The sequence below is a fragment of the Pseudoruegeria sp. SHC-113 genome (assembly GCF_025376885.1).
Classification (GTDB): domain Bacteria; phylum Pseudomonadota; class Alphaproteobacteria; order Rhodobacterales; family Rhodobacteraceae; genus Pseudoruegeria.
Genome location: NZ_JAHUBR010000001.1, coordinates 1,419,228 through 1,441,466, shown reverse-complemented (window position 1 = coordinate 1,441,466; position 22,239 = coordinate 1,419,228). Strand labels below are relative to the sequence as shown.

The 22,239-nt window shown below is 64.3% G+C and carries 19 protein-coding genes and 1 tRNA gene; 13 read left to right on the top strand and 7 right to left on the bottom strand.

Annotated features, from left to right (window positions below; all coding sequences use genetic code 11):
* The first annotated feature begins 112 nt into the window (after positions 1–112).
* The 4 genes from KVX96_RS07135 to KVX96_RS07115 all read left to right on the top strand — a co-directional run bounded on the left by KVX96_RS07135 (position 113) and on the right by KVX96_RS07115 (position 5,941).
* Positions 113–196 (top strand) — tRNA-Tyr (locus tag KVX96_RS07135).
* Positions 197–429: 233 nt separating this feature from the next.
* On the top strand, positions 430–4,095 hold the full coding sequence (locus KVX96_RS07125; RefSeq protein ID WP_409977086.1) for an Ig-like domain-containing protein: 3,666 nt from the start codon (positions 430–432) through the stop codon (positions 4,093–4,095).
* 137 nt (positions 4,096–4,232) lie between these two features.
* Positions 4,233–5,414 carry a geranylgeranyl reductase family protein gene (locus tag KVX96_RS07120; RefSeq protein WP_261193645.1) on the top strand — a complete coding sequence of 394 codons (1,182 nt, stop codon included), beginning with the start codon at positions 4,233–4,235 and terminating at the stop codon, positions 5,412–5,414.
* Between the two features lie 2 nt (positions 5,415–5,416).
* On the top strand, positions 5,417–5,941 hold the full coding sequence (locus tag KVX96_RS07115) for a DUF4329 domain-containing protein (protein ID WP_261193644.1): 525 nt from the start codon (positions 5,417–5,419) through the stop codon (positions 5,939–5,941).
* 104 nt (positions 5,942–6,045) lie between these two features.
* Here the strand turns inward: KVX96_RS07115 and ndk are convergent, their stop codons facing one another.
* On the bottom strand, positions 6,046–6,468 hold the full coding sequence (ndk, locus tag KVX96_RS07110; protein WP_261193643.1) for a nucleoside-diphosphate kinase: 423 nt from the start codon (positions 6,466–6,468) through the stop codon (positions 6,046–6,048).
* Between the two features lie 300 nt (positions 6,469–6,768).
* Between ndk and KVX96_RS07105 the strand changes: the two genes are divergently transcribed.
* The 5 genes from KVX96_RS07105 to KVX96_RS07085 all read left to right on the top strand — a co-directional run bounded on the left by KVX96_RS07105 (position 6,769) and on the right by KVX96_RS07085 (position 11,414).
* Positions 6,769–7,311: a DUF2087 domain-containing protein gene (locus KVX96_RS07105; protein ID WP_261193642.1), complete on the top strand. Its 543-nt coding sequence runs from the start codon at positions 6,769–6,771 to the stop codon at positions 7,309–7,311.
* A 170-nt stretch (positions 7,312–7,481) separates the two neighbouring features.
* A complete protein-coding gene (locus KVX96_RS07100) occupies positions 7,482–9,329 on the top strand; it encodes an ABC-F family ATP-binding cassette domain-containing protein (protein ID WP_261193641.1) in 1,848 nt (615 codons plus the stop codon).
* Between the two features lie 3 nt (positions 9,330–9,332).
* Positions 9,333–9,986 (top strand): MarC family protein, encoded by a 654-nt coding sequence (locus tag KVX96_RS07095; protein ID WP_261193640.1) that lies wholly within the window; start codon positions 9,333–9,335, stop codon positions 9,984–9,986.
* Positions 9,987–10,031: 45 nt separating this feature from the next.
* On the top strand, positions 10,032–10,613 hold the full coding sequence (locus KVX96_RS07090) for a TIGR02281 family clan AA aspartic protease (protein WP_261193639.1): 582 nt from the start codon (positions 10,032–10,034) through the stop codon (positions 10,611–10,613).
* Positions 10,614–10,706: 93 nt separating this feature from the next.
* Positions 10,707–11,414, top strand: coding sequence for a glutathione S-transferase N-terminal domain-containing protein (locus KVX96_RS07085; RefSeq protein ID WP_261193638.1), 708 nt, complete (start codon positions 10,707–10,709; stop codon positions 11,412–11,414).
* 18 nt (positions 11,415–11,432) lie between these two features.
* Here KVX96_RS07085 and KVX96_RS07080 read toward each other — a convergent pair whose 3' ends face one another.
* The 3 genes from KVX96_RS07080 to ftsY form a co-directional block, all read right to left on the bottom strand.
* Positions 11,433–12,062 carry an inner membrane-spanning protein YciB gene (locus KVX96_RS07080; protein ID WP_261193637.1) on the bottom strand — a complete coding sequence of 210 codons (630 nt, stop codon included), beginning with the start codon at positions 12,060–12,062 and terminating at the stop codon, positions 11,433–11,435.
* A gap of 13 nt (positions 12,063–12,075) precedes the next feature.
* Positions 12,076–12,978 carry a DMT family transporter gene (locus KVX96_RS07075; protein ID WP_261193636.1) on the bottom strand — a complete coding sequence of 301 codons (903 nt, stop codon included), beginning with the start codon at positions 12,976–12,978 and terminating at the stop codon, positions 12,076–12,078.
* A gap of 178 nt (positions 12,979–13,156) precedes the next feature.
* Positions 13,157–14,308 carry a signal recognition particle-docking protein FtsY gene (gene ftsY, locus KVX96_RS07070; RefSeq protein ID WP_261193635.1) on the bottom strand — a complete coding sequence of 384 codons (1,152 nt, stop codon included), beginning with the start codon at positions 14,306–14,308 and terminating at the stop codon, positions 13,157–13,159.
* A gap of 143 nt (positions 14,309–14,451) precedes the next feature.
* Here ftsY and KVX96_RS07065 point away from each other — a divergent pair, with 143 nt between their 5' ends.
* The gene (locus tag KVX96_RS07065; RefSeq protein WP_261193633.1) at positions 14,452–15,192 is read left to right on the top strand and encodes a phosphotransferase; all 741 of its coding nucleotides are present in this window, start codon (positions 14,452–14,454) and stop codon (positions 15,190–15,192) included.
* Here KVX96_RS07065 and KVX96_RS07060 read toward each other — a convergent pair.
* Both KVX96_RS07060 and KVX96_RS07055 read right to left on the bottom strand, forming a co-directional pair.
* The gene (locus KVX96_RS07060; protein ID WP_261193632.1) at positions 15,170–15,808 is read right to left on the bottom strand and encodes a lysoplasmalogenase; all 639 of its coding nucleotides are present in this window, start codon (positions 15,806–15,808) and stop codon (positions 15,170–15,172) included. The two genes, KVX96_RS07065 and KVX96_RS07060, sit on opposite strands and share 23 nt — an antisense overlap.
* Positions 15,808–17,499, bottom strand: a complete 1,692-nt coding sequence (locus KVX96_RS07055) for an NAD(P)H-dependent oxidoreductase subunit E (RefSeq protein WP_261193630.1) — start codon at positions 17,497–17,499, stop codon at positions 15,808–15,810. Before KVX96_RS07055 ends, KVX96_RS07060 begins: the two co-directional genes overlap by 1 nt.
* A gap of 202 nt (positions 17,500–17,701) precedes the next feature.
* On the opposite strand from KVX96_RS07055, the gene KVX96_RS07050 reads away from it, so the two are divergent.
* Together KVX96_RS07050 and KVX96_RS07045 are read left to right on the top strand one after the other, a co-directional pair.
* Entirely contained in the window at positions 17,702–18,763 is a 1,062-nt protein-coding gene (locus KVX96_RS07050) for an alkane 1-monooxygenase (protein WP_261193629.1), read from the top strand.
* A gap of 29 nt (positions 18,764–18,792) precedes the next feature.
* Entirely contained in the window at positions 18,793–19,155 is a 363-nt protein-coding gene (locus KVX96_RS07045; protein WP_261193628.1) for a hypothetical protein, read from the top strand.
* A 198-nt stretch (positions 19,156–19,353) separates the two neighbouring features.
* On the opposite strand, the gene xseA is transcribed toward KVX96_RS07045, so the two are convergent.
* Positions 19,354–20,895, bottom strand: a complete 1,542-nt coding sequence (gene xseA, locus KVX96_RS07040) for an exodeoxyribonuclease VII large subunit (protein WP_261193627.1) — start codon at positions 20,893–20,895, stop codon at positions 19,354–19,356.
* Between the two features lie 72 nt (positions 20,896–20,967).
* On the opposite strand from xseA, the gene purD reads away from it, so the two are divergent.
* A complete protein-coding gene (gene purD, locus KVX96_RS07035; RefSeq protein WP_261193626.1) occupies positions 20,968–22,230 on the top strand; it encodes a phosphoribosylamine--glycine ligase in 1,263 nt (420 codons plus the stop codon).
* The last annotated feature ends 9 nt before the right edge of the window (positions 22,231–22,239 follow it).

Sequence of the window (22,239 nt, the reverse complement as noted above, 5' to 3'; positions counted from 1 at the left end):
CAGCGTCCGGGACAATGCGCACGGGCCAAGCGGATGTGCAAGGGATTTTCCTGTTGACGCCCCCCGGCATGGCCTGTAATCAGCCCCCCACAACGGCGGGAAACGCCGCTGTGGGCGACGGGCTGCAAGGTGCGGCAGCGGACTGTAACTCCGCCGGGGAGACCCATGCCTGGTTCGATTCCAGGGTCGCCCACCACCCCTCCCCGGTTTTGAAGACTGCACACTTCGCTTTTCCGCAGCACCCCCATTGTCAATCAAGCACGCGCAATCCGATCGATAATCACTCATTACACACGCACAGGGCTCCTGTATTGCGTTTGGTGTTTGGTAACCTTCTGAGACTCCCTAAGATTTGAAGAAAATTGCCAAATCTCCTCAGAGGCGTGTTATCCTACGCCCTATTGTGCAAATGCGTTACTTTTGGGGAGGATGGTTATGGCCAAATTGGGCAAGGGGGGTGTTGCTCAGTTCAAGGGCAGCGGAATCGAGCGCGCTATCGCGAAGTTTCAAGCCAAACTGGATTTATCGGAGCAACAAAATCCGCACACCTTTCTCGACTTTCTGATTGCAGGCACGAACCGGGACGACATTCTTCTTGGAAATGACTCTGCGAACCTGATCCTTGGGCTGGGCGGTGATGACGAGATTGATGCTGGAGGCGGCGACGATCACGTGATCGCGGGTCGTGGGGACGACCGCGTTAAAGGTGGGTTTGGCAACGACAAATTGCTTGGTCAGTCGGGTTTTGACACCGCCATTTTTTCTGGCTCCATTCTGGATTTCACCATTCTCGGGCTGGGCCATCCCAGCAAGGCTTTCATATCGGTGTTCGACACCAACATCGCGGATGGTGACGAAGGCCAGGATACTCTCTTTAAATTTGAAGCCCTCGAATTCTCCGATTACACCCTTGACGTCACTGGTGGGAACAATGCTCCCCTTGTCGTTGCGGATGATCTCGTTACCGACGAAAACACGGTGATTGCGGTCACCTTCGAGGCGTATGATTTCGACGCCGACGGTCTCACTCTGATTGACATCACCTTGACGGGGGGCGGGTTGCTCACTGAAGCCGCCGCCCCGGCGCCGCTCGTGCCTCTCCTGGGCACCGGCATCAGCTTCAGCTATTCGTTCGACCCCAATGGCGCCTATGATGCGCTTGGGGTTGGTGAATTTGAAGTTGAAACCGTGACGGTCACCGTTGAAGACGAGCACGGTTTGCAAACCCAGGTGACCTTCGACATCACCATCAATGGTGTGAACGATCCGCCCGTTGGCGAAGACGCATCCGTAACCGGTGACGAGGACACCGTGATCAGCGGAAGCCTTTCCGCAAGCGACCCAAATGGTGATCCACTAACCTTTGCTTTGGACACCGGGCCATCCAACGGCACGGTCACCGTGCATCCCGGTGGGAGTTTTGACTACGAACCGAACGAGAATTTCAATGGGTCCGACAGTTTCACCTATTTGGTGAGCGACGGAAACGGCGGCACCGACATAGCAACCGTTTACATCACCGTGGATCCCGTCAACGACGATCCGGTGGCGCAGGACGGCCTTGCGAGTGGCGACGAGGACAGCCAGATTCGCGGCACACTTTCTGCCAGCGACGTGGACGGCGACACGCTGTTCTTCGCCCTCGATAGCGGCCCTGCCAACGGCAGTGTCCGGGTCGAAAGCGATGGCAGTTTCACCTACATGCCGGCGTCGGATTTTAACGGCTCGGACAGTTTCACTTATCTCGTGAGCGACGGTAACGGCGGCACGGATACCGCAACCGTGTCAATCACCGTGAACGCCGTGAACGACGATCCGGAGGCCACCGACAGCAGCGTCTCAGGCGATGAAGATTCAGTGATCGCGGGCAATGTCGTGGCCACGGATGCGGATGGTGACACGCTCACATACGCGCTGCAAAGCACCACCAGCAACGGCACGCTGACGTTCAACCCAGACGGAAGCTTCAGCTATTTGCCGGCCGAGAACTTCTTTGGCTCCGACAGCTTCACCTATGAAGTGAGCGACGGAAATGGCGGCACAGATACGGCGACGGTTACGATCAACGTGGCCCCCGTGAACGACGCGCCAATTCAAGTGAGCGTAGGGGACGACGAGGACAAGGAACTCCTGATCGACTCTCTCAGCCAGACGATCAATGAAGCGGACGGGCCTGTCCAATTCGATCTGAACCCGCTGTTCAGCGATGTGGAAAGCCCCGTGCTGACCCACAGTGTCGTGGCTGTCACCAACCTGGCCGACAATCGAGGCATTGCTTTTCCCGTCAGCATCGTGAACGGGATCCTCACGGTGGATCCCCGCGACTTCGGGTTGGCTGCCAGCGAGATGCTCACGGCCCGTTTCTCGATCCAGGCCGATGACGGCAGCGGCGCGCCCAACGCCACGGTGATCGGGACCTTCGACCTGACGATCAATGGTTCCGACGACGAACCGCTGCCCAATCCCAACTCGCGGCCCACGGCACCGGATCAGCAGATCACCGAGGGCGATTTGGACCCGATTGTGATCGACCTCAACGCCCTTGTGTCTGATCCGGATGGCGGCGACGTGCTGACGATCACCGAGGTCACAATCCCGCCAACGGGTCGGGAAGACGGGGATGTTGTCTTTACCGTGCTTAACGGGGTTGTCACCATCGATCCGTCCCAGTTCAATCTGGCCGAAGGCGAAGAGATCGCGCTGGCGATCAACTACACGGTGGACGATGGCAGCGGCCAGCCGAATGCCACAGACAGTGGCGTGATCGACCTGACGGTCGTCAGCGGCGATGACCCCGCACCGCCCACGCCCAACACCGCTCCCGTGGCCACTGACGGCACCGCCACGGCGGATGCCAGCACCCAGGACATCGTGATCGACCTGGCCACGCTTGCAACAGATGCGGAAGGCGATGACCTGAGCTTCACCGTTGCCCTGCGCGCTGGTGAACAGGTGATCAATTTCTCTGTCGTGGGCACCACGATCGTGATCCCATGGGCACAGGCGCAGCTGCTGGGCCTTGGCGATGGGGTGAGTTTCGCCACCATCTTCGACTACACCGTCAGCGACGGTGAGTTCACCGATTCCGGCAGCGTATCGCTTACCGTGAACGGCCCCTTCACGATTGGCAACGCCGCGCCCGTGGCTGGCACCACCAGCCAGGATGTGAATGTGGAAGACGGCAGCTTCAATATCGACATCGGCGCGCTGGTCAGCGATCCCGATGGCGATCCACTCACTTTCACCAGTGTCGAACTCGTACTCGGCGAAGCAGAGGACGGCACCCCCCTCACCGCCCCCGTGGCCTTCGACGCCGGCACCGGCACTGCCACCATAGACCCGGCGGATTTCAACCTGTCGGACGGGGAATCGCTCGTGGCGCGGCTCGTGTTCACGGTGGATGACGGTACCGGGCTGCCGAACAGTTCCGCCACCGGGCAGGTGGTGTTGAACGTCTCCGACCCGCCGGACGAAACACCCCCTGATACCATCAGCCAGGTGCTGGATTTCGAAGCCATCGGCACGCCGGGCGAGTATAACGTGGACATGATCCCGTTGTACGATGGGTTCGTCTTCGAAGGCGATCTCTCGGTGTTCTCCAACAATGACCAGCCGGCGGGAGACGGGGGCCGGGGCAGCTTTACGCCGGAGCCCGGAATTGCCAATGGGGCCACCTCGGGGGACAACCTGCTGGTGCTGCGGGACGGCGCGCTGACGGTTTCCGGTGAGCCGGACGCGCCCATCGGCGGGCAGTTCTCCGCCTTCGATCTGGACAGCCTCAGCCTCACCGCTGTCAGCTCAGACGGCGTTACCGCGACGATCACGGTGTTCACTTACCAACTGGTGGACGTCAGCGACGAGTTCGGTTTCCCGCCTGGCACCGTCTTTCAGGAGCGCTTGGCCGAGGCCGGCTCCGTGGACGTGCTCGTCAACAGCACCGGGCCGACGGTCTTTGACACGGCCCTTGCCGCCGATCCGACACTGTTTGACGACATCAACAGCTTCCAGATTACGACGGATAGCACCGACACCTGGGAACTGGCGATCGACGACATCGCAGTCACGACCCCGGCGGATGATCCTCTGATCGTCTGAGCCGCAGCCCTTCGCGCAATTGACACCGGCCCCCAAGCGTGTTGCACCTTGGGGGCCGAAGGCTATTTGAAGCATGGCAGAGGCGCGCTCTGAGCGCGACGCAAAGGCGCGCCCGGCGCGCAGGTGAAGGCAATTGGATGCAAAAGACATTTGACGTGATCGTGGTGGGCTCCGGCCCCGCTGGCAGCGCCGCTGCCGTGCAGGCGCGCAAGCTGGGCTTAAGCGTAGCGCTTGTCGACAAGGCCACCTTCCCCCGCAAGAAGCTTTGCGGCGGGCTGGTGACAGGGCGCAGCCGCAAGGCGATCAAGGCGATCTTCGGCGCGGAGGTGGAGGGGCAGATGTTCCTCAAGGCCACCGAGATGCGCTTCTCCGCCAAGGGCCGTGTGCTGGCCGATCTGAACGATGGCCCGCCCGTGCATCTGACGATGCGCTGGGACTTCGATGAGTGGCTGCACGGCTTTGCGCTGGCCGCCGGGGCCGAGCCGTTCCTTGGGCAGGGGTTCACCGAGATCGACGAGGCCGCGAAAACGATCACGCTGAAAGATGGCACCGTTCTGGAATACGGCGTGCTGATCGGGGCGGACGGGGTGAACTCCGCCGTGGCCCGCGCCCTGTTCGGGCGGCCGTTTGATCCCGAAACCATCGGCTTTGGCCTTGAGATCGAAGCGCCGGGCACCGCGCTGCACGATTACGTGGAGGTGGATCTGGACGCCGCCGTCTGGGGCTATGGCTGGGCCTTCCCCAAGCACCATTCCACCACCATCGGCGTGGGCGGCATCAAGAGCCGCAACGAAGACATGAAGGCCCATATGGCCGCCTATCTGGAGCGCTGCGGCCTCGCGCCCGACGCCCTGCCCTACAAGGGCCAGTTCCTGCCCTTCGGCGATTTCAAGAAAGAACCGGGGCGCGGCGCGGTGCTGCTTTGTGGCGATGCGGCGGGGCTGGTGGATCCGATCACTGGCGAGGGAATCGCGCTGGCGATGGAGAGCGGTGCTCTGGCGGCGGATGCCGCCGCCGCCGCGCTGGCGCAACAGGCTCCGGATGCGGCCCTGCAGGGCTATCAGAAGGCGCTGAAACCGATGCACCAATCCCTGCGCGAAGCGCGCCTGTGGCGCAGCCTGATGTTTCCCAAGGCGATGCGGGAGGTCTTCCTTTCGGCCTTCGCGCGCGGCACCTCGCTGCAGGGCAAATACCTGCGCCTGCTGGCCGGTGAAATCGAATACCGCGATCTGCGGCTGATGTTCCTGCGCAAGGCCCCCAAGGCCGCATGGCGTGCCGTGGCGCGCAAGGTGAAACCCGGCCAGCGGGTGGAAAGCTAGGCGTGGCGGGCCTGCGCGCCGCCCTTTTGCTGCTCTTCCTGCTGCCGGTTGGCGCTCTCGCCCAAAGTGCCGAGGAAATGCGCTTCGCCAAGGCCTTCCTGAACGCGCTGCAGGAGCGCTCTTTCGCGCGCAACCGCGAATATTGCGGCTATTTCGGCTATACGCCGGAGGGGCGGCTCGCCGCCACGCAGCCCCGGCGCGGGCAGGCCGACAGCTGCCTGATGCGCTGGAGCACGCAGATCGAGGTCTTTGCCTCCTACCACACCCATGGTGCCTTTGATCCGGGCCATTTCAACGAGTTCCCCTCTTCCACCGACATCGAAAGCGATCGCGCCGAGGGCATCAACGGCTATGTGGCCACGCCCGGCGGGCGGCTCTGGTTCGTGGATGGCGCAAGAGGCACGGCGCGCCAGCTTTGCGGGCTGGGCTGCCTGAAGCAAGATCCGGGCTTCGTGGCCGGGCTAGACGGCGTGATCCCCGACAGGCTGAGCCTGCGCCAGATCCGCCGCTGGGAAGACGGGCGCTAGGCCCTCCCCCAAAATCAAACCAGCGGGCCACCGAAGTGACCCGCCGGCCGCGGAAACGAGCGATGTTCCCGGGGGATCCCGCCGAAGCGGGATGGTGTGGCTGATTAGCCGACCAGCTCGAGGCCGGAGAAGAAGTAGGCGATTTCCACAGCAGCGGTTTCCGGAGCGTCGGAGCCGTGCACGGAGTTTTCGCCGATGGAGAGGGCGAATTCCTTGCGGATGGTGCCGTCGGCAGCTTCGGCCGGGTTGGTGGCGCCCATCACTTCGCGGTTTTTCGCGATGGCGTCTTCACCTTCCAGAACCTGCACAACGATCGGCTCAGACGCCATGAATTCGCACAGCTCGTCGTAGAAGGGGCGCTCGGCGTGCACGGCGTAGAAAACGCCGGCTTGTGCTTTGGTCAGGTGGATGCGCTTCTGGGCGACGATGCGCAGGCCAGCGGCTTCGAACTTGGCGTTGATCGCGCCGGTCAGGTTGCGCTTGGTGGCGTCGGGCTTGATGATGGAGAAGGTGCGTTGGATGGCCATGATGCAGCTCTTTCGGTTTGAGGAGCCCAAGCTGCGGGGATCGCAGCGGGCGTCAGAAAATCGCCGCCCCTCTAACATGCCCTCTGCCCCGTGAAAAGCCGGGAATCCGCCTTTGGCTTGCCCGTTTGGCCCTATGCGCGTATGAGGGGCGCAGGGTCCGCAGTTCACCCAGTCGTCGCCGGCGCTTGCGCCACGCTAAACCTGTGAGACAGATTTGCTTCCCGACCCGCGTCGCGCGCGGGCCGTCAAGGGCGACACACGGCACTATCCGCACTTCACGCGCGACCGATCGAGGAAACGATGGATACCCAACCCGGCGCCAATGCGCCCGACACCCGCGCGAAGATGCGCGAGGAAATCCCGCTGTATATCGCGGATCTTTCCAGCTTCACCAAGGCCTTGCGCGGCGAGCTTGCCAAGGCCGACGGTGTGCCCGGCCATCTGGAGATGCTCGGCGCGGTGGCCCGTGCCGCCGGAAAGCGCAATTACCAGGTTTTGCGTGCCGAGGCAGAGGCCACGCCCCTGCCCACCCCGGATCGCCGCGCACTGATGGTCTTTACCGCCGGCCGCATGCGGCGCTGGCCCAAGCTGCGCGGCGTGCAACAGCTTTGCCTTTGGCCGCTCTGGGATCGCCTGCCGCCAAGACGCGAGCTGACAGAGCCCGAGGTCAACGCAGCGATCACCGAAGGCCACACCTTCGGCGATCACGCGCTTCTGCGGCGGTCTCTGGTGAGCGCAGGGCTCCTGTGGCGCACCAATGACGGCAAGGTCTACCGCCGGGTGGAGCAACGCCCGCCTGATGCGGCGCTGGCCTTGATCCGGGCTGTAAAGGCGCAAACCTAGCCGCATAAAACGAGGCCAGCCCCCGGCCCTGGGTGGGGGCGAAAGCCCCCTCCCGCGGGGAGGGTCGGGGGCTGGCCGGCGGTGCCGGCCGGGCGCGCGCCTTGGCGGCAAGCCTTGCGCGATGTTCACGCCCCCTTTCATGGCCGCGCCGGCTCTGCTAGAGCGCGGCCATGTTGAAGATTTCCGATATCTCCTATGCCGTCGAAGGCCGCCCCCTGTTCGAGGGCGCTTCCGCCGTGATTCCCAACGGCCACAAGGTCGGCCTCGTGGGCCGCAATGGCGCGGGCAAGACCACACTCTTTCGCCTGATCCGGGGCGAACTGGCGCTGGAAGGCGGCGAGATCAGCCTGCCCAGCCGCGCCCGCATCGGCGGCGTCGCGCAGGAGGTGCCCTCCTCGGAGACCTCCCTGCTCGACACCGTGCTGGCCGCCGACACCGAGCGCGCCGCCCTGATGGCCGAGGCCGAAACCGCCTCTGACCCGGCCCGCATCGCCGAAATCCAGACCCGCCTTGCCGATATCGACGCTTGGAGCGCGGAAGGCCGTGCCTCATCGATCCTCAAGGGTCTTGGCTTTGATGCCGAAGAACAGCTCATGCCCTGCTCCGCCTTCTCCGGCGGCTGGCGGATGCGCGTGGCGCTGGCAGCGGTGCTCTTTGCCCAGCCCGATCTGCTGCTGCTTGACGAGCCGACGAACTACCTCGATTTGGAAGGTGCGCTCTGGCTGGAAAGCTACCTCGCGAAATACCCCCACACGGTGATCATCATCTCCCACGATCGCGGCCTGCTGAACCGCGCCGTGGGCGGCATCCTGCATCTGGAAGACCGCAAACTCACCTACTACCAAGGCCCCTACGACACTTTCGCCCGCACCCGCGCCGAGCAGCGTGCCGTGCAGGCGGCGATGGCCAAGAAGCAGGAAGCCCGCAAGGCCCATATGCAGAGCTTCGTGGACCGCTTCCGCGCCAAGGCCTCCAAGGCCAAACAGGCGCAGGCCCGGCTCAAGATGATCCAGCGGATGGAGCCCATCGCGGCCCCGGAGGAAGCCGCAAAACGCGTGTTCACCTTCCCGGAACCGGAAGAGCTGTCGCCCCCCATCGTCAACATGGAGGGCGCGCAGGTCGGCTATGGCGACACGCCCGTGCTCTCGCGCCTGTCGCTGCGCATCGATCAGGATGACCGCATCGCGCTGCTGGGCAAGAACGGGCAAGGCAAATCCACGCTGTCGAAGCTGATCTCGGGCCGGCTGCAGCCGATGAGCGGGCGCATGATCACCGCCAACAAGCTGCGCATCGGCTATTTCGCCCAGCATCAGGTGGATGAGCTCTACGTGGATGAAACGCCCGTTCAGCACCTGCAGCGCCTGCGCCCGGATGAAACCCCGGCCCGCCTGCGCGCGCGGCTGGCGGGCTTTGGGCTGATGGCCGATCAGGCGGAAACCGAAGTGGGCCGGCTCTCCGGCGGGCAGAAGGCGCGGCTTTCCCTGCTGCTGGCCACGCTCGACGCGCCGCACATGCTGATCCTCGATGAGCCGACGAACCACCTTGATATCGAAAGCCGCGAGGCGCTCGTGGAGGCGCTCACTGCCTATTCCGGCGCGGTTGTGCTCGTCAGCCACGACATGCACCTGCTCTCGCTCGTGGCCGACAGGCTGTGGCTCGTTAAGGACGGCACCGTGACCCCTTACGAGGAGGATCTGGAGGCCTACCGCAAGATGCTGCTCACCGCCGACACCCCGGCCAGGGCGGGCAAGGAAAAGCCCGCGCCCAAGCGCCCGTCGCGCGATGCGATCCTTGCCCTGCGGGCCGAGGCGCGCAAATGCGAGGAGCGGGTGGAGAAGCTCAACGAGATGCGCGACACGCTGGCCGCCCGCCTGGGCCAGCCCGGCCTGTATGATGGGCCGGACGCCGAGAAAGCCGTGGCCTGGCAGAAGAAATACTCCGAGGTCATGGAAGCCACCGACCGCGCCGAGGCGCTCTGGTTCCGCGCTTTGGAAAAACTGGAAAAGGCCGAAAGCTGAGCCATGGACACCGCCGCCCTCATCACCGCCTTCGTCGCGCTATTCGTCGTGATCGACCCGATCGGCCTTGCGCCGCTTTACCTCGCGATGACCCAAGGCATGAGCGATGCACGCCGCCGCGCCATTGGCCGCCGCGCCTGCCTCGTGGGCGTGGGGGTGCTGACGGTCTTTGGCTTCTTCGGCGATTCCCTGCTGCAGTTCCTTGGCATCTCGCTTTCGGCCTTCCGCGTGGCGGGCGGCATCCTGCTGTTCCTCACCGCGCTCGACATGCTCTTTGAACGCCGCACAAAGCGGCGCAAGGATCAGGCCGACCACGTGCAGCATGATGAGGATCACCGCGACGATCCCTCGATCTTCCCGCTCGGCATTCCGCTCATCGCGGGCCCCGGCGCGATTGCCACGATGATCCTGCTCACCGGGCAGGCAGAGGGCGACCCGGCGCTCTACGCGGGCTACATGGGCGTGATGGTGCTGGTGGTGCTCGTGGTTTTCGCGCTGTTTCACATCGCTCCGCTGCTGGAACGCGCCCTTGGCGAGACGGGGATCCTTGTTGTCACCCGGCTTCTGGGCATGCTTCTGGCGGCGCTATCGGTGCAATTCGTGCTCGACGGGATCGCGGGCTTCATGGCCCAAGGCGGGGCCGCCCCCCTTCATTAAGCGCCTGCGCACCCTACATTTATGGGGAACCAATTCGGAGGCCCCATGAGCGGCGAACAGATCGGCACCGCCTTTTACCTTGTCCTGCTGGGCTGCGCCCTTGTGCTGTGGTTCTTTGCCCAGAACCGCGCCAGCAAGGGCAAGGTGCTGCAGCAGGCGCTTGTCTGGGTGTTGATCTTCGTGGGCGCCATCGCCGCCGTTGGCCTCTGGGGCGACATCCGCCGCGAGGTGATGCCGCAGCAGAGCTTCATCGAGGGCAGCGGCGAGATCACCCTGCCCCGCGCGCCGGATGGGCATTTCTACGCGGCTCTCGACGTCAACGGGCAAGCGATCCGCTTCGTGGTGGACACGGGCGCGACGAATGTGGTGCTGAACCAACGCGACGCGGCGCGGGTCGGGCTGGACCCGGAGGCGCTGGCCTATGTCAACGCCGCCAACACCGCCAACGGCATCGTGCGCACCGCCCGCGTGACGCTGGATGACGTGCTCTTTGGCGACATCCCCGATCAAAACGTGACCGCCTATGTGAATCAGGGCGAGATGTCCCAGTCGCTTCTGGGAATGAGCTACCTGCAGCGCTTTGAAACGATCCAGATCACCGGCGACGAGCTGCGGCTGATCCGCTGAGGCGTGGGGCAAAATTAGCCCTATTTCCCTTGCTTTTTAGGAGCCTTAGGCGTTTGATCTCGCGTCAGGACACCTCACGCCAGGCAGGCACACATGCAAGACCCGATCGATCTTTACTTCTGGCCCACGCCCAACGGCTGGAAGATCTCCATCGCGCTGGAAGAGATGGCGCTGCCCTACACGCTGCACCTCATCAACATCGGCAAGGGCGATCAGTTCGCGCCGGAGTTCCTGAAGATCGCGCCCAACAACCGGATGCCCGCCATCGTCGATCCGCAAGGCCCCGATGGCGCGCCTGTCTCGCTGTTTGAGAGCGGGGCGATCCTGCAATACCTCGCCCGCAAGACGGGGCAATTCTACGGCGAGAGCGAACGCGACAGGCTCAGCGTCGATCAATGGCTGATGTGGCAGATGGGCGGGCTAGGGCCGATGGCCGGGCAAGCGCATCACTTCCTGAAATACGCCCCCGCGATGGAGCCGCCGCAGGATCTTCCCTATGCCAAGGAGCGCTACCGCAATGAGGTCGCGCGGCTTTATGGAGTGCTCGATCGACAGTTGGCGCAGAATGAATACGTGGCCGGCGATTTCTACTCCATCGCCGATATGGCGATCTGGGGCTGGGCCTCGCTCTGGGAAGGCCAGCAGCAGACTTTGGATGACAAGCCCCATATGGCGCGCTGGCTTGCCACCTGCAGCGCCCGCCCCGGCGTGCAGGCCGGCCGTGCGTTGGCGGCGGAACTGCGAGGCGATTTCCGGCAGGAGAAAGGCGCGCAGGACGTGCTGTTTGGCAAGCAGCGCTAACGGCCGAAGACGCGGGGGTTACTCCCCGCTGTCTTCCTCTAGGGCGTAGGTCTGGAACAGCTTGCTCTGGGTCATGAAGAAGGCAAAGACAGCCGCCGTGAGGCCGAAGGTCTTGAAGTTGACCCAGGCATCGGTGCTCATCGTGCGCCAGATCACCTCGTTCAGCACCGCGAGCCCGAAGAAGAAGGCGCAGAGGCGGCGGGTGAGGATCATCCAGCCCTCCTCTTGCATCGGCAGCGCCTCTTCCATAACGCTGCGCAAGTAGCTCTGGCCGCGCAGAAGGCCAAAGCCCAGCACACCGCCGAAGAGCAGGTAGATGATCGTCGGCTTCATCTTGAAAAAGCGCTCATCATTGAACCAGACGGACATGCCACCGAAAGCCACCACCAGAACGGCCGTGACGATCTGCATCTTGGAAAGCTTGCCGGTCAGCGCCCAAAGCACGCCCGTGCAGGCCAGCAACAAGGGAATGAAAGCCGCCGTCACCACGATAAAGCCTTCGTATTCCGTGCCCCCGATGGTGAACATCTGATCCTTCAGGCGGACGTAGCCGATGAAGAAAGCCGCGATGGGGCCAAGCTCCAGCGCCATCTTGACGAAAGGGTGCACGCTCTTTTCAGAACCGGTGTCGTTGCCTGTCTCGCTCATCTCGCTCGCTTTCCTATCCGCCAAATTCAACTATCACCGCGCCCAGCGCAATCAACCCCATAAGCGCCAGCCGCCGGGGGCCGACGCTTTCTTTCAGCACGAGCCAGCCAATCAGTGCAGCAAAGAGCGTACTGGTTTCGCGCAGCACGGCGGCCTGCCCGACAGAGTCGATCCTTGTGGCCAGCATGATCGAGCCGAAGCTGAAATAGGCCACGAAAGCGCCGAGCATCCCGCGTTTGAACAGCGGCCCCAGCGTGGGGCGATCTTCCATGTGTTTCCAGCGCCATGCGGCATAGATGGGCATGGCCAGCCCGTCGATAAAGAAGAACCATGCAAGGAAGGTAAACGGGTTGGCCGTGGCGCGAATGCCGTAGGCGTCATAGGTGGTGTAGAGCGCCACGAAAAGGCCGGTGATCACCGCGAACATGAGCGCAAGCGGCAGGTTTTCGCGGTTCACCACGGTGAATTTCAGGTTGTAGACGGCAAAGCCGTAGATCCCGGCCAGCAGCACGGCGACGCCCAGCCATTGCACCGGCGAAAAACTTTCGTGAAAGATCAGCCCCGCGCCGATCACCGCAAACAGCGGCCCCGTGCCGCGTACCACCGGGTAGACGACCGTATAGGCCCCGAGCGTATAGGTCTTGGCCTGCAGGATCTTGTAGATCAGGTGGATCACGAAGGCCCAGGCGAAGATCGGCCACATGTGCGGTTCGGGCCAGGGCACGACGAAAAGCGCGAGCGGCGCGGCCATGGCCCCGTAGCAGAAATCAATCGCCCCGCGCGACAGCCACGGATCGTGGCGGCCCTTCTGCAGCGCGCCGAAGACGGCGTGCAGGAAGGCGGCCAGAAGGGCAAGGCCAAGGGCCACGGGCCGCGCGGCCTCGGTGCCTTCGATGGAAAGGAGCCACTCTGTCATGGGTCGGGTTCCGGCTTGTGGCAGCCCCTTCCCTCGTCAGGCCGCGGTGATCACTTGGGCCGGGCCGCCCCTTTAGGCCCGTCCTGCCCCGCTCCTACGCCTGTGCTGCGCCCGGCGCAAGCGGCGGGGGTTTTGCACCCCCGCACCCCCGCAGGATACTTTCGGTCAGAAGAGGGGCTCAGGCATCAAGCCCCGTGAGCGCGCGGGCGTAGTCCTCGGGATCAAAGGGGGCGAGATCGTCGATCTGCTCGCCAACGCCGATGGCGTGGATCGGCAGGCCGAATTTATCCGCCAGCGCAACGAGAACGCCACCGCGCGCGGTGCCGTCGAGTTTCGTCATCACGAGGCCCGAGACATCGGCGAGCTTCTGGAAGGTTTCCACCTGCGAAAGCGCATTCTGGCCTGTGGTGGCATCGAGTACGAGCAGGGTGTTGTGGGGGGCGGTGTCGTCCACCTTGCGGATCACGCGGACGATCTTGGCCAGCTCTTCCATCAGGTCGGCGCGGTTCTGCAGGCGGCCGGCGGTGTCGATCATCAGAAGATCCGCGCCGTCCTGCTGCGCCTTCTTCAGCGCATCAAAGGCAAGGCTCGCCGGATCGGAACCTTCGGGCGCGGTCAGCACCGGCACGCCGGCGCGCTCGCCCCAGACTTGCAGTTGCTCCACGGCCGCCGCGCGGAAGGTATCGCCAGCGGCGATGACTACCGATTTCCCAGCCGCCTTGAACTGGCTTGCGAGCTTGCCGATCGTCGTTGTCTTGCCGGAGCCGTTTACGCCGACCACCAGCACCACCTGCGGGCGCTTGGCGTAAAGCGGCATGGGCTTGGCGACGGGCTCCATGATGCGGGTGATTTCATCGGCGAGCAGGCGCTTGATCTCCTCGGTGGAGAGCCGCTTGCCGTAGCGCCCTTCGGCCATGTTCGCGGTGACGCGCAGGGCGGTGTCCACCCCCATATCGGTGCTGATCAGCAGCTCTTCGAGGCTTTCGAGCATCTCGTCGTCGAGCTCGCGGCGCACCACCGTCTTGCGCTCCCCGCCCATGAGGCGGCCCAGCAGGCCCGCGCTTTCGGGTTTCGGGGCTTCGGGCTTGGGGGCCTCGGTTTTTGCGGGTTCCGGAGCCGGTTCTGCCTTGGCGGCGGGCGGCACAGGCGCGGGTGCCGGCGGGCGCGTGGGCTCAACCGGGGTCGGCGCAGGTGCGGCTTCCACAGGCGCTTCGGGCACCATGTCCACGGCTTCCTCCGCGCCGCCGTCCTCGACAATTGCGTCCAGGCCTTCCTCGAGCTTCGAGGAGGATTTGAACATCTTGCTTTTGAGTTTCTTGAAGAAGGACATGAAGCCGGGCCTTTTCGCGGGGTTTCTTTCACCTAATGGAGGATGGCGCCCATGAAAAGGGGGCGCGCGGCGCGGGCACGCGGGGCGTTGTTACAAAACCGTCGCATGCCTATATTGCGCGGACGATACTCCGCGAGCGAACCATGCCCATTGCCCTGAACCCTTTGCAGGCTGCCGTGCAGTCCCACCTGGCCCACAGCAAGGCGCGCGTGGCGCGCATCGACGTGGACGGCGAGGTGATCTGGGTCAAGCGCAAACAGCCTGAGCGGCTGCGGCGCAGGCTCACCAAGGGCGACAGCGCCAAGGCTTTCGAGGCCGAGCGCAGCGCGTTGCATGAACTGGCGGACAAGGGGGCTCCGGTTCCGAAGATCCTCTGCGAAGGTGCTGATTTCATGGCGCTTTCGGATTCCGGCATCAGCCTACACGAGATGCTCCGCAAGGAAGCGCGCGGGCAAGAAGAGCGGGTGCAAGCCTATGCGGAAGCCGCGCGGGCGCTGGCCGCGTTACACGGCAAGGGCCTGAGCCATGGCCGCCCCGCCCCGCGCGACATCTGCTGGAAGGACGGGCGCATCACCTTCCTCGATCTGGAGCGCTACGCCCCCAGCCGCAACACCGTCAAGGGCCACCGCAACGATCTGGTGATCTTCCTTTACAACGTATTTGCCACCGTGGGCCGGGATTGCCCCGAGGCCCACGCCGCAGCCGAAAGCTACCGCGCACAGGATCCGGGCGGGATCTGGCAGGCGGCGGAAGGCCTATGCAGCCGCTTGCGCTGGGTCGCCCCCCTAAGCCGCCCCCTGCAGATGCGCGCAGGGAAGAAAAGCTGGGAGTTCAAGGCGATACCGCTCACGCTTGATCTATTCAGCCCGGCGAAACCTGCGTGAGAAGCCCTTCTGCAAGGAGCGCCTGCGCAGTGATGTAGGTGATCCAGACCGCAAGGCTCACGCTTTTACGCGCCGGGTGATCCTCGGCGAGCCGGAAGATGAAGATCGCCAGCAGCAGATCGGACAGCACGAAACTTGCCGCGCCCAGCGCAATCAGTGGTGCATCCGGCTCGGAAAGGGCCAGAACCCCCATCGCCGTGATGATGACCACATAGAGACGCACGGGCCAGAGGAGAGCCCCGGTGTGGGGGCGCAGCCAAATCTCGGTCGAGGCCGCCAAAAGCAGGAAAGGGATAGCAGCCCATTCGAAAAAAAAGGGGTTGGCGTTTCCTGAAAGCTGCAGAATGTTCGCAATGTACAAGAGGTGCCCAAGGGCAAAGGCTCCCATCCCGGCCAGAAACGCCCGCTCGCCGTCGCGGGACAGCGCGAGATCGCCCAGCGCGCTGGCCGCAAGGGCGGCTGCGAGCAGTGGTGCACCAGCGATCAGGGAACCGAGTGCGAAAACCGCAACGGGCAGCGTCTTAAGCAGGCTCCGCATCACAGAAGGTGCGCGGTCCAGCCAAGGCAGGTAGAGGCCCGCCAATGCGATCCCGCCAAGCAGGGCAAAGAGCGGCATCAGACTTCGTGGCCGAAGTGTTTCATCACCAGCCGGATCGGGTTGGGCGCGGCCTGCCCGAGGCCGCAGATGGAGGCATCCGCCATGGCGGTGCACAGCTCTTCCAGCAGCGGCTGATCCCAATGTTCCGCCTGCATCAGCTTCACCGCTTTCTCGCAGCCCACCCGGCAGGGCGTGCATTGCCCGCAGCTTTCATCTTCGAAGAAGCGCAGCATGTTCAGTGCCGCATCCCGCGCGCTGTCCTTGTCTGACAGCACCACAACGGCGGCTGAGCCGATGAAGGTGCCGTGGGGCTGGAGCGTGTCAAAATCCAGCGGAACGTCGTCCATCGACGCCGGCAGAAGCCCCGAGGACGGCCCACCGGGCTGGTAGGCCATGAAGCTATGCCCCTCCGCCATGCCACCGGCTTCCGCGATGATGTCGGTGATGGTAGAGCCTGCCGGCAGCAGGTAAACGCCCGGCTTGGCCACGCGGCCCGAAACGGAATAGCTGCGCAGCCCTGAACGGCCGTTCTTTTCCACGCCCGAAAGGATCTCAGGGCCCTCATGGGCAATGCGCGCGATCCAATGCAGCGTTTCGACATTGTGCACGAGCGTCGGGCGGCCAAAGAGGCCCACTTGCGCCACATAGGGCGGGCGATGGCGCGGCAGGCCGCGCTTACCCTCGATCGATTCGATCATCGCGCTTTCCTCGCCGCAGATATAGGCCCCGGCCCCCCGGCGCAGTTCGATATAGCCGGGCTCAGCAATCCCTGCGGCCACCAAAACAGCGATCTCCCGGCGCAGGATCTCCAAAACCGCCGGATATTCATCGCGCATGTAGATATAGCAGCGGTCCGCGCCGATGCCCCAGGCTGTGAGCAGCATGCCCTCGAGGAACAGATGCGGCATGCGCTCGAGGTAATAGCGGTCCTTGAAGGTGCCCGGCTCGCCTTCATCCCCGTTCACGCACAGATACTTCGGCCCTTCCGCAAGGCGCACGAAATCGAATTTCTTGCCCGCGGGAAAGCCCGCGCCACCGAGCCCGCGGAGGCCCGAGGCCAGCACACGATCGCGCGCCTCCTCCGGCGTCACCTCGCCTGCCCGGCAACGGGTTAGGGCACCATAGCCGCCTTTAGCCTGATAAGCGGCAAGCCCTTCGTAATCGGGCACATGGGCATGGGTCTCCCCAGCCTTGATCGCCGCCTGCACCTTCTCCGGCGTTGCGTGATCGATATGATTGTGCCCCAGTTCCAGCACCGGTGCCGTATCGCACCGCCCCATGCAGGGCGCACGCACCACGCGCACCTCCGCCGGATCAAGACCGTCCTCCAACGCGGCACGCAGAGCTTCGGCCCCGGCCAGCTCGCAGGAAAGCGAGTCACAGACCCGGATGGTGAGCGCAGGCGGCGGCGCCTCGCCTTCCTTCACCACGTCAAAATGGGCGTAGAAGGTTGCGACTTCGTAAACCTCGGCCTGACTCAGGCGCATTTCCTCGGCCAGCGCCCGCAGGTGGGCCGCCGAAAGATGCCCGAAGCGATCCTGAATCAGGTGCAAATGCTCAATCAGCAAGTCACGCCGACGGGGGCGATCCCCGAGAAGCGCCCGGACCTCCTCCCAGGCGGCATCCTCAAGCTGGCGGCCCTTCGGCGTCACACGCCCCTTGCCCTTGCCCGATTTCCAGATCCCCGGTTTCTGCTGATCCAGCGCCATGGCGCGACTCCCGCTTTGCGTTCTGGCTTGCAATCTAACGCCAGCCCGCAGGGCAACCATACCGCAAAAGCGACGTTTCAGGCGCGAATTGCCCCGGCGCGTACGCCCCAAGTGCCAAAGCCGTTCTTATGGTGGACAAGTGTCGCCCATCGTGGTGCAACCAAGGAACGCGTGCAGCACACACAGGACAAGACGACACCCCATGCGGCCCCGGCAGAGCTACTTCACCCTCGCCACCCTCGCCCCGGTGGCCCTTCTGGCAGGTGCCACGCTATTTGGCGGTGTCTGGATCGCGCTGGCGCTGGCCTATCTAACCCTCTTCACCGCTGCGCTGGATATGATCATTGCACAAGGGGAGGATCCCAATGCGCCGGCCAGTGAATTCCCCGCCGCCGACAAGCTTCTGATCTGCCTTGGAGTCGCCCATTTCGCGCTGCTCGGGCTGGCCGTCCATGCGCTCTCAGGAGCTGCCACCTTCAGCCCCTTGGGCAGGGCCGGGCTGTTCCTCGCCTTCGTGCTCTACTTCGGACAGGTCAGCAATTCGGCGGCGCATGAGCTGATCCACCGCACGCAGAGGCTGCCGTTTCGACTGGGCAAGTGGATCTATATCTCTCTGCTCTTCGGCCACCACACCTCCGCGCACCGGCTGGTACACCATCGCTGGGTCGGCTGTGACGAGGACCCGAACACGCCCGCGCTTGGCGAGAGCTTCTACGCCTTTGTGCCCCGCGCCTGGGTGGGATCTTTCACGGCCGGCTATGAAATGGAACGCGGACGGCTCTCCGGGCAGCCGCCCCTGTTGCGCATGTTGCGCAATCCCTATGCCACCTATGTGGCCGGCGGACTCGCGTTCTGCGGGATGGCGCTGCTAATCGGCGGCCTGGCCGGGCTGTTCACCTACCTGCCGCTGGCCTTTTTCTCGCAGATGCAGTTGCTGCAATCGGACTACGTCCAACACTACGGGCTGCGTCGCGCCCGGGATGCCGACGGCGAGCCCCTGCCCGTCTCCGCACTGGAAAGCTGGAACAGCCCACATTGGGCCTCGGGCCTTCTCATGCTGCACGCCCCGCGCCACAGTGATCACCACATGCACCCCGCGACGCAATACCCGGCACTCACGCTGCCGCCTGCCGAGGCCGCTCCAATGCTGCCCTACCCCCTGCCCGTGATGGCCGCGCTGGCGCTCGCCCCGCGCCGCTTCCGTCGCCTGATGGACACCCGCGCCAAGGCCTGGCACGCCCGCTCGGCGGAAATGCCGTCATGAAGCATGTACCTCTTGCCTTGATCTGTCTGATGGCAGCAACAGCAAATGCCGAAACACCCCTCTCGCCTTTGGATTTTGAAGCCTACGCGACGGGCAAAACGCTCTTCTACGCCCTCAACGGCGCGGAATATGGGGCCGAGGAATACCTGCCGGGCCGCCGGGTACGCTGGTCGTTTCTGAACGGGGAGTGCCTTGACGGCAGTTGGTTTGTTTCAGACGAAATGGTCTGTTTCACCTATGACTTCTCCCCGGAATCGCAATGCTGGTCCTTCTATTCGCTCGGCGGACGCCTGCTCGCGCGCTTTCAGAACGACCCTTCGGCAACAACGCTCTACGAGCTGCGCCAAAGCCCCAATCCTCTGGCCTGCGAAGGGCAAGTCCCGGGCGTCTGACGGCTGCGCCGCCCGCCGCCCCGCGGGGGCTCTGCCCCCGCACCCCCGAGGTATTTATGGCAAGAGGAAATGGGGCCCCTTCTTCTTGGTTAAAATATCCCGGGGTGCGGGGCAGAGCCCCGCTTGAACCTGTGTGCGGGGCGCAAGCCCCGCTATTGTCTGTGTGCGGGGCGCAAGCCCTGCCGCCGACCCTTTCGGTCAGAACAGGCTTCCCTGCTCGGGCGCGGATTTCGCGGTTTTGCCGGGTGTCTTGCCCCCAAGGCGCAGACGGCCATCGGCGAATTCCACTTCAAGGCTTCTGGCGGTTTCCGCCTCGGCTTTCGTGGTAATGACCCCTTCGTCGCCGCGCACAACCGCATAGCCGCGTTTCAGGGTTTCGGTGTAGCCGAGCGTCTGGCGCAGGCGTTCTGCGGCCTCAAGGCGGCTCTGCCAGCCGTTGACTTGTGCGTTGGCGGCGCGCACAAAGCGGGCGGTGAGAGCGTCCAGATCGCGTTTCTTGCGGTCCAGATCGCGCGTGATGGCTTCCGGGCGCAGGCGATCGGACGCGCGGGAGAGTGCGCGTTGACTTTCTTGCGTGCTTCGGGTGAGGCCGCGAGAAAGCCCGGCACCGCGCTCTTGCAGGCGGCGGGTTTCCTCCGCGATGCGGCGGCGCAGGAGGCCCGGGGCGAGCGGCCCTGAGGCCTTGGACAGCTGTTGCTGTTTCACCGAGGCGGCGGCGCGCAGGGCAAGCGGCAGCCGGGCGGAAGCCGTATCAAGCCGCTGGCTGGGCGTGGCCAGGAGCGCATCGGGCCTTGGCAGCGCGCGGGAGAGATCGGACAGCCTCTGGCGACGCTGGCGCACGCCTTGCTCAAGCCCGCGCAGCTGGCGGGCGTTGAGCGTATCGAGCGCGGCCATGAGCTCCAGCCGCACCGGCACGGCCAATTCGGCGGCCGCCGTGGGCGTGGGCGCACGGCGGTCGGCGACGAAATCAATGAGCGTGGTGTCGGTTTCATGGCCCACGGCGGAGATCAGCGGGATCTGCGAGGCGGCGGCCGCGCGGGCGACCACTTCTTCGTTGAAGCCCCAGAGATCCTCGATCGAGCCGCCGCCGCGCGCCACGATCAGCAGATCGGGGCGCGGCATAGCACCACCGGGAGTGAGGCGGTTGAAGCCTTCGATGGCCGCCGCCACCTCGGGCGCGCATTTCGCGCCTTGCACGGCCACGGGCCAGATCAGCACCTTGCGCGGAAAACGATCGCGCAGGCGGTGCAGGATGTCGCGGATCACAGCGCCGGACGGCGAGGTGATCACCCCGATGATTTCCGGCAGGAACGGCAGCGGCTGTTTGCGCTCGGGCGCAAAAAGGCCTTCCTCCGCCAGCTGCGCCTTGCGCTTCTCCAGCATCGCCATTAGCGCGCCCATGCCCGCAGGCGCGATGTCATCGATCACCATCTGGTATTTGCTCTGTCCGCCGAAGGTGGTGAGCTTGCCGGTGGCCACCACCTCCATCCCTTCCTCGGGCTGGGTGCGCAGGCGAGCGGAAACCCCTTTCCAGATGATGCCGGAGAGCACGTTGCGATCGTCTTTCAGATCCAGATAGATATGGCCCGAACGCGGGCGGCTCACCCGCCCCACTTCGCCCTTCACACGCACATGGCCGAAGGTGCCTTCGATGGTTTTCTTCACCGCGCCGGAGATTTCCGTCACCGTGAATTCAGGTGCGTTGTCACCGGGTTCGGGATCGTCGAACAAATCGCTCATCACTGCTCGCTTGTCTTGTGGGCGCGGCCACCTTAGAACGCGCCGCAGCAAAGGAAAAGCGAAGGGGCGGCCATGAACATCCTCATTCTCGGGTCCGGCGGGCGCGAACACGCGCTGGCTTGGGCGGTGAAGCAGAACCCGAAATGCGACCGGCTGATCGTGGCGCCGGGCAATGCGGGGATTGCCGCCATTGCCGAATGTGCGCAGCTTGCGGCCGAGGACGGCGGCGCGGTTGTGACCTTCGCCGAGGAAAACGCCATCGATTTCGTGATCATCGGCCCGGAAGCGCCGCTGGCTGCCGGGGTGGCCGACCGTCTGCGCGAAGCGGGCATCCTGTGCTTTGGCCCCTCACAGGCCGCCGCGCAGCTTGAGGCCTCCAAAGCCTTCACCAAGGAAATCTGCGACGCCTCCGGCGCGCCCACCGCCGCCTATGCGCGCTTCACCGAGGCCAAACCCGCGAAAGCCTACATCAAGGCCCAAGGCGCGCCCATTGTGGTGAAGGCCGACGGGCTGGCCGCAGGCAAGGGCGTGATCGTGGCGATGGAAGAGGAAGACGCGCTCGCCGCCATCGACGACATGTTCGGCGGCGAATTCGGCGCAGCCGGTGCGGAAGTGGTAATCGAGGAATTCATGGAGGGCGAAGAGGCCTCCTTCTTCGTGCTCTCTGATGGCGAGAACATCCTGCCCATGGGCACCGCGCAGGATCACAAGCGCGCCTATGACAATGACGAAGGCCCAAACACCGGCGGCATGGGGGCCTATTCCCCCGCACCGGTGATGACGGATGAGGTCACGCAGAAGGCGATTGACGAGATCATCAAGCCGACGGTGGCCGAGATGGCCCGGCGCGGCACGCCCTATCAGGGGGTGCTCTATGCGGGTTTCATGATCAAGGACGGCCAGCCGCGCCTCGTGGAATACAATGTGCGCTTTGGCGATCCCGAATGCCAGGTGCTGATGATGCGCCTTGGCGCGCAGGCGCTGGACCTGCTGGAGGCTTGTGCACGTGGCGAACTGGACTCCGCACAAGCGAACTGGGCCGACGATCACGCGATGACGGTGGTTCTGGCCGCGGAAGGCTATCCGGGCGCTTACGAAAAAGGCAGCGTGATCAAGGGGCTGGACGATCTTCCTGAGGATTCCTCCCATATGGTGTTCCACGCGGGGACGGCAGAGAAGGACGGGCAGATCGTGGCCAACGGCGGGCGCGTGCTGAACGTCACCGCGCGCGGGGCGAGCCTGCAGGAGGCCCATGATGCGGTTTACGAGATGATCGGCCAGATCGACTGGCCGGAGGGCTTCTGCCGCTCTGATATTGGCTGGCGGGCGTTGTAAGGTAAGTCA